The sequence below is a fragment of the Trichocoleus sp. FACHB-6 genome (assembly GCF_014695815.1).
GTDB classification, from domain to species: Bacteria; Cyanobacteriota; Cyanobacteriia; order Cyanobacteriales; family FACHB-T130; genus Funiculus; species Funiculus sociatus.
On record NZ_JACJOY010000057.1, the window covers coordinates 43,198 to 59,171 of the forward strand.

Consider the following 15,974-nt stretch of genomic DNA (forward strand, 5'->3'; position numbering starts at 1 on the left):
CTGAGTTACAGCTAGATTATCCTCATCTAATGCACGGTTGTTTGTGTTTGTCACTGTTAAACACTAGCAACCGCTCAAAGGGAGTTTATCAACCTGTGGGTTGAAACCGAAAAACTATCTACTCAACCTTTGGATGTATAACTATTGGGAAGTTGTTTTTGATCCAAATCATTAATTGGCGGCCCATTTAATACCTCACCCGTAGGGCTGAAACGTCCCCCGTGGCAAGGACAATCCCAGGTGTTTTCGGCGTTGTTCCAGTTAACAATGCACCCAGCATGGGTACACACTGGAGACAGAGAGCAGAGATAACCAGTTTCATCGCGGTAAACGGCATATTTTTTCCCGTCGATGTTAAGAATTTTGCCTTCGCCTACTTGAACTTCAGACGGTTCCTCTCCATCCGACTTGAATAACCTGTCAGCGATAAAGTGTTTGGCAACTCCCAAATTTTCTGTGACAAACTTTTGGGCGCTGGCGAGGAGGTTGACGCGGTTAGGGTCAAAAACTTCGCTCCAGGGGTTTTCGCGCTCCAAGATGAGGTCGCTGACGAGCATTCCGCCAACGGTGCCGAAGGTCATGCCGTTGCCAGAATAGCCTGTAGCAATGTAAATGTGAGAGTGGGCTGCGGTTTTGCCGATGTAGGGTATGCCATCGACTGGTTCGTAAAGTTGGGCTGACCAGCGATAATCGATGGATGCGACATCAAAATGCGATCGCGCATACGCTTCCAAATGCTGAAAACGATCCTCGGTATCCACATCCTCCCCTGTCTTATGGTCTTCACCGCCGACAATCAGCAAATCTTTGTAACTGCGCGTGTAATGATAAGGCTCATCTGTATCCCAAAATAAACCGGACGGTAACGCTGAATTCAACCGCACGCCCAGCACGTAAGAACGATACGGGGCAATTTTTGTAGTCATTACATACAAGTCTGGGAGACTCGATAAGTCATGAATTGGCGTATGAGTGGCAATAATGACATTTTGAGCCGTCACAGTACCTTGTTCGGTGGAAACCCGACTCGGTTTGTCGCCAGTAATATCGACAACAAACGAATTTTCAAAAATGAAGCTTTCGCCGTCTTTGGTAATAGCCTTAGCGAGTCCTTGCAGGTAGCTAAGAGAATTGAACTGCCCTTGATTTGGGAACAACACCGCAGATTCTACTCCGAATGGCAGCGGCACATCTTTTGTCAAAGCACTAGGAATTCCTAACTTACTTGCTGCTTCCGCCTCTGATTCAATTTCAGAAACATCTGGAGATTTCTGGGTGTAAAGATATCCCGGCACTCGCTCAAAATCGCAATCAATTTGCTCCTCACTCACAAATTGAGCAATACGTTCAATTGCTGCCCGACTAGATTCCGCTACCAGTTTGGCATTTTCTTCCCCCAGCGAAGAAATCAAATCTTTGTAACGTTCGTCAGCAGCTTCGGTGATGTGTGCAGTCGTGTATCCTGTGACACCGCTACCAATTTGCGATGCTTCAATAACAGCAACCGTTAATCCAGCGCGTTTCAGCAGCAAGGCAGCAGTTAAGCCAGTGATACCGCCGCCAACGATGGCAACATCTACATAAATATCATCTGCTAATTGAGGAAAAGAATTGCCTGTAGTAGTGTCCAGCCAAACAGATACAGATGTCCCAGGTAAACTCATTAAGTGTTCTCCTTGCAAAGGATAATTTGATACCTTTTTATGGGATAACGTTGTAGGTACTACTTAGGGATCGGCTACTAGAAGTAATTCCACACTGGTAGTGTTCCAGAGGAACTCTGTAAACAGCTAGATGATTTTTAGCAAGTTTTAGGCAGCTTCGCTTTTATTTCCCTTCCCTGTGGGTTCTGGCGCGCCTCTGCGGTTGATTTTTTTTCAATCGCACCTACCCTACTACTTGCCACTTGGTGCAGGATCTCGGTTAAAGTGGCAATGCCCTTAAATTACCGCCAGAACTCTATGAAAATAAAGAAATTAATTTCTTTGGGACTGTTAATCTTTATCCCCATCTCAATTGCAGCGGAATTTTTTAAATGGGGTACGCTGAGTGTATTCATCACATCAGCTATAGCCATTGTACCCTTAGCGATTTGGTTAAGCACTGCCACTGAAGAAGTAGCTGTCGTTACTGGCCCTTCTATTGGCGCTTTGTTAAATGCAGTTTTTGGGAATGCGACTGAGTTAATTATTGCTTTAGTTGCCCTAAATGCAGGATTGGTTGATATTGTGAAAGCAAGTATTACTGGCACGATTATCAGTAACTTACTGCTAGTAATGGGACTTTCAATGCTTTTAGGCGGTCTGCGCTACAAGGAACAGGATTTTAAACCAATTGTGGCGCGGGTGAATGGTTCCTCGATGACGCTGGCAGCGATCGCTATCATCTTACCTACAACAGTAATCTACACCTCAAATGGGGTAGAACCTACAGCGATTCGCAATCTCTCCCTCACAGTAGCTACAGTTTTAATCGTAGTTTATGCTCTAACGCTGCTGTTTTCCTTGAAAACTCACAGCTATCTTTACGAGGTGGGATTACTAGACTTAGAGGCAGAAACGTCGCATGATTCTGGAGCTGAGGCGACTGAACACAAGCCGAATTTATGGCTGTGGATGGGTGTTTTAATTGCCGCTACTATTGGGGTTGCTTTTGAGTCGGAGATTTTTGTCGGAGTTGTAGAGGAAACAACAAAACAACTGGGTTTAACTCCACTTTTTACAGGTGTGATTCTTTTGCCTTTAGTTGGCGGTGCAGCAGAATATGTAACGGCGGTTAGTGTAGCACTGAAAAATAATATGGATCTATCGGTTTCTGTAGCGATGGGTTCCAGCTTGCTAGTTGCCTTACTTGTAGCGCCGATTTTAGTTTTGGTAGGTGTTGTAATTGGTCAACCAATGGATTTGAATTTCAATCCTTTTGAGGTAGTGGCAGTAGCGATCGCAGTTATAGTTGCCAATCTTATCAGTCTAGACGGACGTTCTAATTGGTTAGAAGGGGTGCTACTTTTGGCTACTTATACAATTCTAGGAGCAGCTTTCTACTTCCATCCAGCGTAATAAAAGACGATCGTCCCAACCTCCCTTAAAAAGGGGGGTGGTTTCATTTATTAAAAGAAAATTCTGTAATGTTGATTTTGGTTGGCGGTAGGGGCTGTTTGATTGCCATGGCCCTACAAAACATCACAATTCACAATATTTTCTGCGATTGTATGAAACCACCCTGCCTAAAAAAGGGGGGCTAGGGGATATAAAATGCGTTGCATCAAGCGAGAATATATCACGCGATCGCCATCTCTGGATGCTCGATTTTCGTTCCCAAAAGTTTCATAAATTCCGCCAACCAGCGGGGATGTGCAGGCCATGCTGGTGCTGTCACCAAATTACCATCAACCATCGCCTCATCTGGGGGAATATGCACATAAAGACCCCCGGCGCGGTTTACATCTGGCCCGCAAGCGGGATAAGCTGTGCAACTTTTGCCTTCTAAAACCCCCGCAGCCGCCAAAACTTGTAACCCGTGACAAATTGCAGCAATAGGTTTATTTGTTTCGGAAAAGTGGCGGGTTATTTCTAACACTTTCTCGTTAAGGCGAATATATTCTGGCGCACGTCCACCAGGAATTACCAAAGCGTCGTAATCTGTTGCTTCCACTTCATCAAAAGTAGCGTTTAATGTGAAGTTGTGACCGGGTTTTTCGCTATAAGTTTGGTCGCCTTCAAAGTCGTGAATCGCTGTCCGCACTTTATCCCCAGATTTCTTGTTAGGGCAGATAGCATGGACGGTGTAGCCTACCATTTACAATGCTTGGAAGGGAACCATCACTTCGTAGTCTTCGACAAAGTCGCCCACAATCATTAATATTTTCTTTGCAGCCATTTTCTGTACTCCTGTTTTATTAATCGGATGTTGGAGATTTTGGTTCCACGATTGAACCCATAAATAGCACAGTTCCAGTTTGATTGTCCCGAATGCAGCAGAAGAATGGGCGGTCAACAATCATGGTAAAAGTCGGTGCTGAAAGCCCTCTTTGCATCTCCACAGCAGTGACGGCGGCGGCTTCGGTGCCTTCTTCGTTGACTTCTAGAAAAATTTTGTGGATAACCTTTCCCACACAGACGGGTTCCGCACACATCTGGTCAAAATTTCCCTCCTCAAAAGCTGCTCCCATGCCCAAGGCAATCAGGGCATCTTTGAGTTCTACTTCATACTCCAATTGAAAGCGAGGTAAGATGACCTTTCCGTTCATCTTGTCGAACTGGTTCATCCATTTTTCCCAGTTCTCAGCGTTCAGATTGGTGTGGAATGCTTCTAGGCTTGAGTCTTGATCTGGGAGGAAGATATACATACTCACCCGTCCAGTACCATAAGGCAAGCTGACCGCCTGAAAGTTATCACCCCGGTAGTAGGGGCGGTAGGTTTCCTCCAGAGACATCATCGGGTGCTGTTTGGGCGTGCCATCGAGTAGGGTAAAAACTCTATTGTGCGTATTTTCTTTGTCGAAAGGGTTTGTCCAAATACCTTTGAAATAGATGGCGTTGATCAGGATTAAAATCGTTTGGGGGTTGAGTTTGTTGAGTATCGTCTCGATTTTGCCGTTGGTATTTTCGCTCACCCAGTAGTTAATAGTTGCCAGCGAATCGGCAGCACTAAAGTCGAGGTTGGTAACTTTGGCTTTGTAGAAATCCTGAGTTCGTTGTAAAAAATCCCGCTTAAACGGGAATTTCTGCTGCGCCCAAAGTGAATTAGCGATCGCTAACTCCACCTGATCGTCCAAATTTTCTAGCGTCTTCAACAGCTGTGCATTAGCTTTGTTGACTTGTAGCAAGCTCATTTCTTGCAATTCCAAAGCGATCGCCATTGCCGCTTGTGTCTGTCCCACAGCACCGTTATAGGTCATCGCCAGAGCGATACCCACACTTGCTGGCGAGATAAAGATGTTTTTGTCAGGTTCCTGTTTTGTCAGTTTCCCAAAAAGCTTAAAGGCAAATCTAGTGTTAGCAGCGACAATTTTATTTTTCATTCAGCTAACTTTTCCTGCCCATAACAAGGCGATTTGAAGTTGTAAAAAATTAAATTTTTAGGGTAATTTGTAGCTGGCAACTCGCAAGATTAATTCGCCTTCTTCCGGGTTGCGGCTAAAGATAAATGCGCCTTCTTGTTTTTCACCGCCGGAGAGAAAGTCGATATTCTGTTCCCCAGTTTCCTCCACTTCCCCATTGACGCGCAATTCGGCGATAATCTGCACTGATTCTGCTGTTTCTCCGCCAGAGTTGGTAATTTCAAATGGGACGTAAAATTGCCCTTGGGCTTGCCTAATTTCAGTGTTGGGTGTGACTAATAGAATTGGTGGACGATCTTTATCGTTAACCCAGTTATAAAGCACCAGTCCGACGAGCGCCGCCAAAATAGATGTAGCTATACCAAAGGTAGTCAATTCCGCAGGCGATCGCTGCGGTTGCTTTTCCTCTTTTTCTGATGAATTGCTGTCTTGATTTGTCGGAGTCATACTGCTAACCTTCCGGCAGCACCGCCAATCGTTGTTGGTAGTCCTAGTAACAATATGTAGCTCAACCAAGTTTGCCACGGATCGTCAAAGCTTAACTTGTGGAAGAACCACAACATCAATGCTGCGGCAAAAAGCGACACTAAATAGGACATAACAGTTTCACTCAGGGGGCGCTGAAAAAGACCTCGCTGCTTGATCCGCTTGCCTTCACCAGTAAAGCCAGCCTGAAACACGATGCCATAAGAAATCAGCAGCGATGCGGCGATAATAGCCAGTTGCCAAGGGGGTGAGGAGGCGGCGGCAAGCATTGGTACTTCGTCAGTCGGCGCAATATTAAAACCAACGATGGTGGCACCGATTAAAGTGGCACCGATGTCTGCAAGGGTTGCATTCATGCTGGTTTGGTTTGGGGGTGGAGGCGTATCCTGACCATCTGAAGCCTGATAGCGATCGCCACTCAACAAAGCACGAGAAAGCGCCACGCCTAGCGAGAATGGGATACCCTCGAAAATCGCTTTTCCCACCGCCTCACTCAAAGAGGTATCCTGGGTGATTTCGCGCAACAAAATCAGGAGAATAGTAGCGCAGACGATGCCGATAGCGATCGCTTCCACGCTATCCATCACTGCATCACTTGCTTTAATTTCCTTGGTTTTGCGGAATCCTTCCGTGCGATTTAACAGAAAAACTCCGATAAAACTGGATGCGATCGCCCCCAAAAGTACGGGCGGTTTGGTAAACGATCCTATCCACCAAACTTCCATCGTATACAGCAGCGGAATTCCAAATAAAAAACCACCCGCTGCGCCCCGAATTAGGTCATTGCATTCCTTCGACCATATATTTTCGAGGTTACGTTTTCGAGTGTGTTTGTACATGATGAAAATTTTAAAAAATGCTACCTCTAAATGGCATCCACTTTTAGGTATAGGGTGCGGTAGTCGCAACGTGACATCGCACCTAAATTTTAAATAAAACTCTAATATTTAGATTTATTCCTCGTTCCCTGCTTACCTTAATAACGAAGGTTGGGAGACTTTGTATTCTTATTATTGCTCCTACTATATGTAAATTTTTATTAATAAAAATTCCGTAGGGCGAGCATTGCCCACCCTACTCAATTATTACTTTTGGTTACGCCATCTTTTCGCAAACTCTTCCAGAGTTGCTTGAGGAATTTGCGTTTGCAGCCACTCCATCGCATCATCTTGGTGAGGCAATCCCTGGTAATATTTACACATATTAACCAGATTAATTGGAGGCGGTGTAGCAGGTTTTGTTAACGCATTCCAGGTAGTAGTACCAACAATTCCATCAGCCTTTAGTCCTTGCGACTTTTGAAAAGCAATTACAGCGGTTTCTGTACCGCTACCGAAACTCCCGTCAATTGGGCCAGGATTAAAGCCTCTGTCTTTCAACAACTGCTGCAACTCTTTTACTTTTGCACCACTAGATCCTACCCTTAAAGAATCATCAGTTAGCGGCAAACCTCCTGTAGACAACTTTTGGCGCACAGCTTGACGTAAACGTGGCAGTTGAGCATATAGCCAATCACCAGGACAATCCGTAGCAGAAAAGTCTCGATGTCCTTTGATATTGTCAGGAGAAATTTTGCAGGAATCGCAAATCGAAACACATAATTCTACTAAGCTATTCCATTGTTTTTCCCCCATTTGGTAGGTCATGAACCTGCCTTCATTTTCTATCCCCGGTGATTCGTTACCAACCGGGTTTCCAGAATGAGCTGATTTAACGCACAAACCCCGCTTTACTTTTGCTAAAGAACCCTGTCTTCCTTCTAAAAGAATGCCCCCAGTTGTGTTTAAAAAGTTGTGACCGGAATCATCCCATCCAAAAACATCCATATGTGTATTCTGGACACTTTTGGCAAATCTTTTAGCTCCATCCACAGTTGCTTTCGAGATATCGCTTGGGGAATTTGGCGTATCGGTGTGGTGGATAATGACGTATTTAGGCACTGTTTCGGCAGGCCACTTTTTAGGAGGTCTGGCTCCCCATTCTTGGGCTGAAATGACGCTAGCGGTGAAAGGCATTTTGATACTTCCTCTAATGCTTACTGGCAGAGAAATGAGCCTAACTACTAAAGCCTGAGCATTTTTCTCTAAGCGCCTCATTTTTAACCAAATAATTATGCTGTAGCAAGGTCGGAGGAAGATTTTTTACATTTCTTGATGCCTTACATTAGGTGAAATTCCTTGAGTGCTGGTAAAAAGTTCATGTTTTCGTGACTGGGGCGACTGAGTTTAATTAGGGCAAAGCGTTGGGCGGGAGTTAAAGCTGCCCACTGTTGGCGTGTCACCGTTACCCCAAATTCAGCTGCTTTTTCCTGAATGCTATCTGGCACGTTGATTGCATCCATCCAGGGAGGGTGAGGTTCTACTGGCAAGTCAGCTGGGGGAATGCCTGTGTGTTCGATAACGCGCTGGTGGAGAAATTGGCGATATGCTTGAATTTCGTCTGGTGTGGTGCAGGGCATATCTACCACAGATTGACGCTCAGCTTGGCTAAATTGGTGCCAGTGGGGTAATTTTAATTTTACGCCGCAAGTGTCTAATTTCATCCGCACTTGCATGGGAATGCAGCGTAGGGAATCTACGAAGTCTGCTTCAAATTGAAAGAAATCAGTCATTTGATTTTAGATTTTGGATTTTGGATTTTGGAGGGATTTTTGGGAGATTAATTCTTCCCAAACAGCGCGCGTGATTTTGCGAACATCGGATTTGTTCGTTGCTCCGACAATTAATTCCAAAACTGAAGTTAAGAATAATTGTAAGGTTAGGGAGCCACCCCCGTACGCGGGTTTCCCTCGTTGAGGGGCGTGGCGTTTGAGAAACTAATAGCAATTCACTTTTTTACCGCTAAGCTAATGGCTTTTCTTAGCCCCCCTGTTTTGCCCGAAGATTTTGGTAAGTCCCTACACTCAAATTTCAGGCGCTTTTTTAAGGAGGTTGGGGGATTAGATGTAGTGTTACCCAAAAAATACTGATATTACGTTGGGTTTTTGGACTAAAAGCAACGGCCTACTATAACAATTCTGGGGTTAGGTGGGATAACATCTGTAGGGACATGGCAATGCCATGTCCCTACCAAGGTGACAAAAACAAAAGAACCGCGATATATTCCACCCAACTGAGAAACGCTATATTCTTAAGTATTTGCAATGCCAGCAGCTAATCTTACTTCCGGCGATTCTCCGCCAAAGACAGTACGCGATCGCTGCGTTTTAATCAATGATACTTGAGTGGTCAACAGGAAACTCACAAAACTGGCAATTACCAGCACCGGAACCATCGCCGTATCGGAGAGTACGCCCAAAATCACAGTGGTACTGATGGGCGTTTTTGTCACCGCCACATTCACCGCCGCCATCATGCAAATCATCCCAATTGTCGGATGGATTTCAGGGAAAGCCAGTGAAATAGCTAAACCCACCGCCGCACCAATGTAAAACAGCGGAAAGATGAATCCACCCCGGAAACCGGAGTGCAGGGTGCAACATACTGCTAACATTTTCGCAAAAGCGATCGCAAGCAACATCGTCATCCCAAAAGTAGAACCTGTTTCAACGACGGTTTGAATTTCTTTCTCGCCAAAAAACAGCGTTTGGGGGAAAACCAAAGCAATCAAACCAATTGATAATCCTCCCAGCGTGGCCAGTAGAATTGTCTGGTGTCGCAGGTACTCACTCAGATGCCCGATCATCCGGAATAGATACATAAAGATGACAGCAATTAGCGCCCCTAATATTCCTAGAATTGCACCCTGAGCTAAATTAGTTAGTGACAGTTTCGGAATAGCGGCAAAGTGGTACATCCCACCAATCGTTAACCCGGTATTAAACCGAAACACAACAAAGCTCAAAATCGCTGAAAGTACGGCTGGGATTAGTGCTTCGTAGTATTCCAAGCCTCGACGATGGGGAAGTTCCAAGGCGAAGAGTGCGCCACCAAGAGGCGCACCGAAGAAGGCACCAAGGGCAGCACTCATCCCGCAAAAGGTTAGCACACGGGTCGCTGTCAGGGTCAGATGGAGCTTTTGACCAAGCCAGCCGCCAAAACTGCCATTAATCTGTACAAGTGGGGCTTCTGGGCCAGCGCTACCGCCTGCGGTAATCGAAAATAAGGATGCTAGAATCATCGCTGGAGTTTGGCGCACAGAAATTCGCCCTGGATCGTGTACTTTATCGACGACAAAGGAAACTTCACCGGGAAGTCCCATTAAGTGCAGCGTGACACCAACCAGAAATCCACCAATAGTAGTGGCAATCCACACGTAATTCCATGCGGGGAACTTACTGGGGAAGTAGGGGTTGAGAACATCAGGAAGTGTGTGCCAGACAAAGTGTAAACTTCCTTCCAGCACGTAGTAGTAAGCTGTTGCAACTAATCCTCCAGCAATGCCAATTACTGCGGCACAAAGGATTGTTTGCTGGTAGGTAAGTTCGCGATCGCTACTTTCTAGTGTATCGGTCGCCGTTGTTTGAGATTGAGCATTTGATGACATGAAATATCCTCAATTTTAGTAGCCATCGAATCAGAAGAGTTTCTCGTTTCTAGTTAGAGACAAAGAACCAGGGGAAAAATTGCTAATGCCCGATTATTGCTGCATCGTCTAGGAAATCTTCCTAATTAACTGTCTGGGTTTCTTTGAGAAGAAATCCACTGTTTCTCCCCAGACAGTTGAGAGGATGTCCCAGAAGTGTCAAAAGTTAGCTTGATCCCCCCGCCCCCCCTTTTCAAGGGGAGAATCAAGTCTTAGTCCCCCTTAAAAAGGGGGATTTCCACCGCCTAAGCGTCTCGATTATGACTTTTCAGACATCCTCTGAAATAATGAATGGCCTTTTTCAAATCTCTAGACAATTAAACCTACCCAAGCAGTAAAAGTGAAAATGTATTGAAAGTAGCTTTTAGCGCTGAAGTTAAAAATAGATGACATAACCCAGATGCAAGTTTGGCATCCCGGTTAGCTCAAACCGCACTTTCCACAGACGCGATCGCTTCCCAATCCCAATACTGGGTTAAGACTCGCTCCCGCCTAGCCTTTTTATCACTAACCGAGATGTATTGTTAGCAAGCCTTTCAGATCGGGGCAATTCCAAAATTGACCTGATCTGGTGATGAATGTCTTGTCCCACAAATGTACAATAGTATCAATGACTACAAAATACTTTTAAAATTTGTGCAGCGGGAAAGGCAGGGAAAATGGTTTTAGGTAAAACACAGGCACGGTTTAGCGCTTCCAGCTTGTCAAACAGTCCAACAGGCGTTCAATCAGCTAGAAAATTCAAATTTAATTTTCTAGCTGCGTGTTTAGTGGCTTCGGGATTGCTTGCTTCTGCGACAGGCGCATTTGCGGCTAGCGGGGAGCCGCTTTTAGATGCAGAAAAGGTACAGCATTTATCCTGTGTAAAACAGGGAGAGCGTTTGCTGTGTGAGGTGGAAAAGACTAGCGATCGCGCCTCGGCTCCCAACCAAACACCTGAAAGCCTAAAATCATCTACTGTCACTATTAATTTGCAAATGCTCACTCCCCAAGAGCAAGAGTCACTTGCAAATATTCTTCTCTGGCTTACCTATCTTATTCCTAGTGGCGCTTGTGTAGGAATATTGTTGTATGACAAGTATTGCCTTCATCGCGCTACGGCTCTCAATCAGAAAATAGAGGTTTTGGAGAAGTTGTGGAAGCAAACTACCCAAAACTAATCCCTTGATAGCCTTCCACTTTTAGAAAAATAAGACTGAAACCCGACGACTGTACGCGAGAGCCTACGCTTTCTTCGCTTAATCGCGGCTCTCGCGTATAAAGCCCGCGAAAGCGGGCTTTGTTTGTGTAGCCACACCCTACAAGGGTGTGGCTGTATTTGGTAGTAGTTGAAATTAATGTCGTTCCTGTTCGTGGGAAAAAACTTCAGTTTTTGGAGATAAAACTTCTGCTTCTTCACCTTCATGAGAGCCTTCCGGTTCTTTGAGGAAGAATGCACAAAAACTAGCTGCAATTAAGCCAACTAAGCCTAGCATCTGGAAAAAGATGCGATCGCCCGCAGCACCTTGAGGTAACAAGCTATATACAGTGAGGAAAATCACCGCCCCGACATTGCCGTAAGCACCGACGTTACCAGCAATTTGTCCCGTCACTCGCCGCTTAATCAGCGGGACAATCGCGTAAGTTGCCCCTTCTGCTGCCATTACAAAGAAGGAAGCAGTCATGGTCATAATTACTACAACCAAAAGCGGTATATTACCACCCAAACTGCTAAATACTAAATACCCAGTTCCAGTTCCTGCCAGTGTCGCCGCCAGCGTCCATTTCCGGCTGCCGATTTTGTCAGAAATCAAGCCACCTCCCGGACGAGCTACTAAGTTCATAAATGCGTAAGTTCCAGCAACTGCCCCAGCGATCGCCGCAGTTAAGCCAAAGCTTCTTTGAAAAAATGTAGGCAGCATGGAAACAACTGCAAGCTCAGAACCAAAACAAGCGAGGTAAGCCAATTCTAAATTAGCTACTTGAGAAAATTTGTAGCGTTCTTCAGCAGGATATCGTTTTGTACCATTCATCAATTTCTTATTGGCTTTCCAGCAATTGTAAGCCTGGAACGCATATAAGCAGACCAGCAAAACCCAAGCGGTATACAGCTGCGTAGTGTTGATGAAGTTAACTCGATTTAAACGCCAAGCAATTAAGCCCAAAACCCCAACTAAGGGAATGTTCATCAGCATCATAAACCAGAAATCTTTCTGAGTTGTGACTTCCATCCCCGCGCTGCTTTCTGGGCGCTCGTAAACTTTGCCGGGGGGCGTATTTTGGACGTTGAAGTAATAAATTACCCCGTAGATAGCGGAAACAATTCCGGTGAGTGCGATCGCAAACCGCCAGTTAACTTGACCCGCACTTAAAAAGGCGACGGCGGCGGCAATAGTCGGTAAAGTGAACGCAGCACCCGCCGACCCAAAGTTACCCCAGCCGCCATAAATACCTTCCGCTAAGCCAATTTCTTTGGCAGGAAACCACTCCGCCACCATTCGGATACCAATCACAAAGCCACACCCGACAATACTCAATGCCAAGCGGCTATAAACTAATTGTTCAAAGTTCTGTGCCAAGGCAAACGCTAAACAAGGTATGGCAGCATAAACTAGCAGACATGAATAGGTAATCCTAGGGCCAAAGCGATCTAATATCATCCCCACAATAATTCTGGCTGGAACTGTGAGAGCGACATTACAAATAGCCAAAGTTCTAAGTTGTGGTTCCGTTAAACCCAAATCGTCTTTCACTGCTGTGGCAAATGGGGCAAAGTTAAACCAAACCACAAATGTCAGAAAGAAAGCAAACCAGGTTAAGTGTAAGATGCGGTATCGACCGCTAAATGACCATACTCCAGACATTTAAAAATCTCCTCTTTTAAAACAAAGTACAACGGTCTTCCTCTCACAACTAGATTGGGTATAAACTTAGTCAAAACAAAACTTTTGTTTACCCGAAAACTAATTTTGAATACTTAGGCTTTCTTTAATTGTTCAATATCAATTTTTTTTTAGGGATTTGAGTTGAAATGCAGGTAATTGATTTCATTTTGTTCTGGACAAGGCTTTCCTGTTAGATTAGTTAGGTTTGTGTAGGACTTTCGTATACTTTGTTACCAAAGTTCAAATTATTTTTAAATCTCTTTTATTTTGATAAGTGAATCTATTTTTATAATTATTAGTTAATCCACTATTGCAATTTACGCAACCATAGGATGCAAAAAGTGCCTAATGCATTGTGCTATACAGCCCCAAAAAGCCCAATTTGTGTTATCACAACAAGTTGGCGCGTCCGAAGCGATCGCGTCCCTAAACATTTGCTAATTTATAATCCAATACAGTTCACTGAAAGCTAAAAATCCCAACCATAGCTAGGGAATGTTGAACAACGTGAAACCCAACAGCACTCATGAATTCCTTGGGTTTCCTGATCACCCAACCATTCCCCACAAACTAATAAGGGTTATAGGATACCAACAGCATCCGTTCCAAGGGCTTAACTTACAATTAATCTTGAGATAATAGAAAAGTTGCAACTATTTTGATGTTTTTGTTAACTCATATCTTCCACCTGCCCTAGCGTTTTTATTTTGATGCCATCCTTCCCCCCGTTGCGGAGGGGCTGAGGAGGTAAAAAACTTTTCCTCAAACCGAAATTGGTGGAGAAAAAGTTTCAGAGTAAGCGTTTGACGGCAGATACTCAGATGAATCCATCTGGGTTGGAACGGGTACAAGTTGCACCGCACAGGCTTTTAACTCTGGTTGCAGGGATTGAGGACAAGAGACTGGATGGGTAAGGGCGTTGGCTTCTGCCTTGTCTGCCCAAAGAAAGCCCCAGTGTATGGGGACAAAGACAGTTCCAGGGGAAATTGTCTTTGTGACTTTGGCTGGAAATCTGGATGTACCGCGACGACTTCGGACTTCCAGCAAATCGTTCTCCTGAATACCCAGCTTTGTAGCATCGCGCGGATGAATCTCAATAAAGGGATTCGGGTGCATCTGGCAAATTTTCTCAATGCGTCCAGTACGGGTTTGAGTGTGCCAATGTCCGTAAAGTCTGCCAGTAGTGAGGACAAAGGGATAGTCTGGATCTGGTGGTTCTGCTAAACCCCGTGAATGATGGGCAACAAAACGCGCCCTTCCATCAGGGGTGGAAAAACGGAAATTTGTATACAGCCTTTTCACCGCCTTGGGTAAAGATTGCAGTTCTTTTTTGTCCGGTTCGGGCCATTGTATAGGGCCTTGTGCTGCTAATCGTGCATGACTGATGCCAGTTTGTTCGCAGACGCGATCGCGTGTCAACTGCACAAATTCCGCATAAACTTCCGCTGAAGAAGTAAAAGCAAACTGTTCAGCAAATCCCAAGCGACGACCGACTTCTGCAAAGATTTCCCAATCTGCTCTCGCCTGTCCTACTGGCGGACGGAAAGCTGGACAAAGCGTTACTACTCGCTCAGAATTGGTCATCGTGCCAGTTTTTTCGCCCCACTGCGCTGCTGGTAACAAAACGTGAGCAAATTCGGCAGTTTCTGTGGGATAGTAAGCGTCTTGATAGACAGTAAAAGGCGAAGTCTTAAGGGCGGCTTTTGTCCGTTCCAAATCCGGCATACTCACCGCTGGGTTAGTCGCCGCAATCCACAAAAATTCTACTTCTCCTATCTCTAGTCCAGTAATAATTTCCCAAGCGCTGCGGCCGGGAACTGGCGAAATTTGCCCAGGTTGTAATCCCCAAAACTGCTCAACTTCAGTTCGGTGCTGCTCATTTTTTACCAAACGATACCCAGGTAAAAGATGCGCCAAACCGCCAACTTCCCTTCCTCCCATCGCGTTCGGCTGACCTGTCAGCGAAAAAGGGCCGCTTCCGGGAAAGCCAATTTGACCAGTCATGAGGTGCAAATTGATCAGACTGCACACTTTGGCGGTACCTTCTGAAGACTGGTTTAAACCCATTGTCCACATAGACAGCACACGCTTCGATTCAGCCCAAGCTTTTGCAGCTGTTATCAAGTCATGGATGGAAATTCCGCATCGTTCAGAGACAACTTCCGGCGGATAGTGCTGAATTACCTCAGTGTAGGATGGAAAACCTGTGGTGCATTCGTCTATAAATTCAATGTTGAGGCGGTTCCAGCGCAGCAACAGATAACCAATACCATTGAGTAGATCAATGTCTGTACCTGGTCGAATTGCCAGATGCAAATCTGCGGCTTCAGCTGTAGTGGTACGGCGCGGATCGACCACAATCATTTTGACATTCTTGTTTTGCTTGTGGTGTTTCCGCAGTCGGTTGAAGATAATCGGGTGACATTCTGCCGCATTGGAACCGATGATAAAGGCACAATCTGTTAATTCCAGGTCTTCGTAGCAACAGGGGGGTCCATCTGAACCCAAGCTGTAATAATACCCGGCTGTGGCGGAAGACATACACAGACGCGAGTTGGTATCAAAGTTATTAGTCCCCAAAATACCTTTAAAAAGTTTTTGGGCAAGATAATAGTCTTCCGTGAGGAATTGACCGGAACCATAGAGGCAGATTGCATCTGCACCAGAGGTGTCACGCACAGTTTTAATGCGACTTGCGATCGCATTTAAGGCTTCGTCCCAAGAAGCGCGACGGAAAGGTTCATCCAGGGAATCGCGCATCATTGGATACATCAGTCGATCTTTACTGATAGACTCTGTAACTGTGGCTCCTTTGACACATACCATACCCTGGCTCGAAGGATGAGCGCGATCGCCTCGAACTTTCCAGACAGGATTGCCTTTACTATCTCGATTCGTTTCCCGATTAGCTTGGGCTGGCGGCGAAACTTCTAAACCACACCCAACACCACAGTAAGGGCAGAGCGTTTTGATTAAATCACTCATATTCTTAGTTATTTGTTATTGGTAATTAGTCATTGGCTAATGGCTAAGGGCAA

At 45.3% G+C, this 15,974-nt stretch carries 11 protein-coding genes and 1 pseudogene; 2 read left to right on the plus strand and 10 right to left on the minus strand.

Annotation, left to right across the window (positions count from 1 at the left end; all coding sequences use genetic code 11):
- Window positions 1-122: 122 nt before the first annotated feature.
- Window positions 123-1,664 (minus strand): FAD-dependent oxidoreductase, encoded by a 1,542-nt coding sequence (locus tag H6F66_RS10880; RefSeq protein ID WP_190421020.1) that lies wholly within the window; start codon window positions 1,662-1,664, stop codon window positions 123-125.
- A gap of 297 nt (window positions 1,665-1,961) precedes the next feature.
- Here H6F66_RS10880 and cax point away from each other — a divergent pair, with 297 nt between their 5' ends.
- Window positions 1,962-3,059: a calcium/proton exchanger gene (gene cax, locus H6F66_RS10885; protein WP_190421021.1), complete on the plus strand. Its 1,098-nt coding sequence runs from the start codon at window positions 1,962-1,964 to the stop codon at window positions 3,057-3,059.
- Between the two features lie 220 nt (window positions 3,060-3,279).
- On the opposite strand, the pseudogene H6F66_RS10890 reads toward cax, so the two are convergent.
- The 7 genes and pseudogenes from H6F66_RS10890 to H6F66_RS10920 form a co-directional block, all read right to left on the minus strand.
- Window positions 3,280-3,879, minus strand: a pseudogene (locus H6F66_RS10890) (DJ-1/PfpI family protein).
- A gap of 19 nt (window positions 3,880-3,898) precedes the next feature.
- A complete protein-coding gene (locus tag H6F66_RS10895) occupies window positions 3,899-5,023 on the minus strand; it encodes a serpin family protein (protein ID WP_190421023.1) in 1,125 nt (374 codons plus the stop codon).
- 57 nt (window positions 5,024-5,080) lie between these two features.
- Window positions 5,081-5,509 carry a TIGR02588 family protein gene (locus H6F66_RS10900; RefSeq protein WP_190421025.1) on the minus strand — a complete coding sequence of 143 codons (429 nt, stop codon included), beginning with the start codon at window positions 5,507-5,509 and terminating at the stop codon, window positions 5,081-5,083.
- On the minus strand, window positions 5,506-6,387 hold the full coding sequence (locus H6F66_RS10905) for a TIGR02587 family membrane protein (protein ID WP_190421028.1): 882 nt from the start codon (window positions 6,385-6,387) through the stop codon (window positions 5,506-5,508). Before H6F66_RS10905 ends, H6F66_RS10900 begins: the two co-directional genes overlap by 4 nt.
- A 246-nt stretch (window positions 6,388-6,633) precedes the next feature.
- Complete coding sequence (locus H6F66_RS10910) at window positions 6,634-7,563, minus strand: peptidoglycan-binding protein (RefSeq protein WP_190421030.1); 930 nt, start codon at window positions 7,561-7,563, stop codon at window positions 6,634-6,636.
- Window positions 7,564-7,706: 143 nt separating this feature from the next.
- On the minus strand, window positions 7,707-8,159 hold the full coding sequence (locus H6F66_RS10915; protein WP_190421032.1) for a nitrate reductase associated protein: 453 nt from the start codon (window positions 8,157-8,159) through the stop codon (window positions 7,707-7,709).
- A gap of 518 nt (window positions 8,160-8,677) precedes the next feature.
- Window positions 8,678-10,033 (minus strand): chloride channel protein, encoded by a 1,356-nt coding sequence (locus H6F66_RS10920; protein WP_190421034.1) that lies wholly within the window; start codon window positions 10,031-10,033, stop codon window positions 8,678-8,680.
- Window positions 10,034-10,731: 698 nt separating this feature from the next.
- Here H6F66_RS10920 and H6F66_RS10925 point away from each other — a divergent pair.
- Complete coding sequence (locus tag H6F66_RS10925; protein WP_190421036.1) at window positions 10,732-11,232, plus strand: hypothetical protein; 501 nt, start codon at window positions 10,732-10,734, stop codon at window positions 11,230-11,232.
- Between the two features lie 174 nt (window positions 11,233-11,406).
- On the opposite strand, the gene H6F66_RS10930 is transcribed toward H6F66_RS10925, so the two are convergent.
- Both H6F66_RS10930 and H6F66_RS10935 read right to left on the minus strand, forming a co-directional pair.
- Window positions 11,407-12,915, minus strand: coding sequence for a NarK family nitrate/nitrite MFS transporter (locus tag H6F66_RS10930; protein WP_190421038.1), 1,509 nt, complete (start codon window positions 12,913-12,915; stop codon window positions 11,407-11,409).
- A 783-nt stretch (window positions 12,916-13,698) separates the two neighbouring features.
- Window positions 13,699-15,921: a nitrate reductase gene (locus H6F66_RS10935; protein ID WP_190421040.1), complete on the minus strand. Its 2,223-nt coding sequence runs from the start codon at window positions 15,919-15,921 to the stop codon at window positions 13,699-13,701.
- Between the last annotated feature and the right edge of the window lie 53 nt (window positions 15,922-15,974).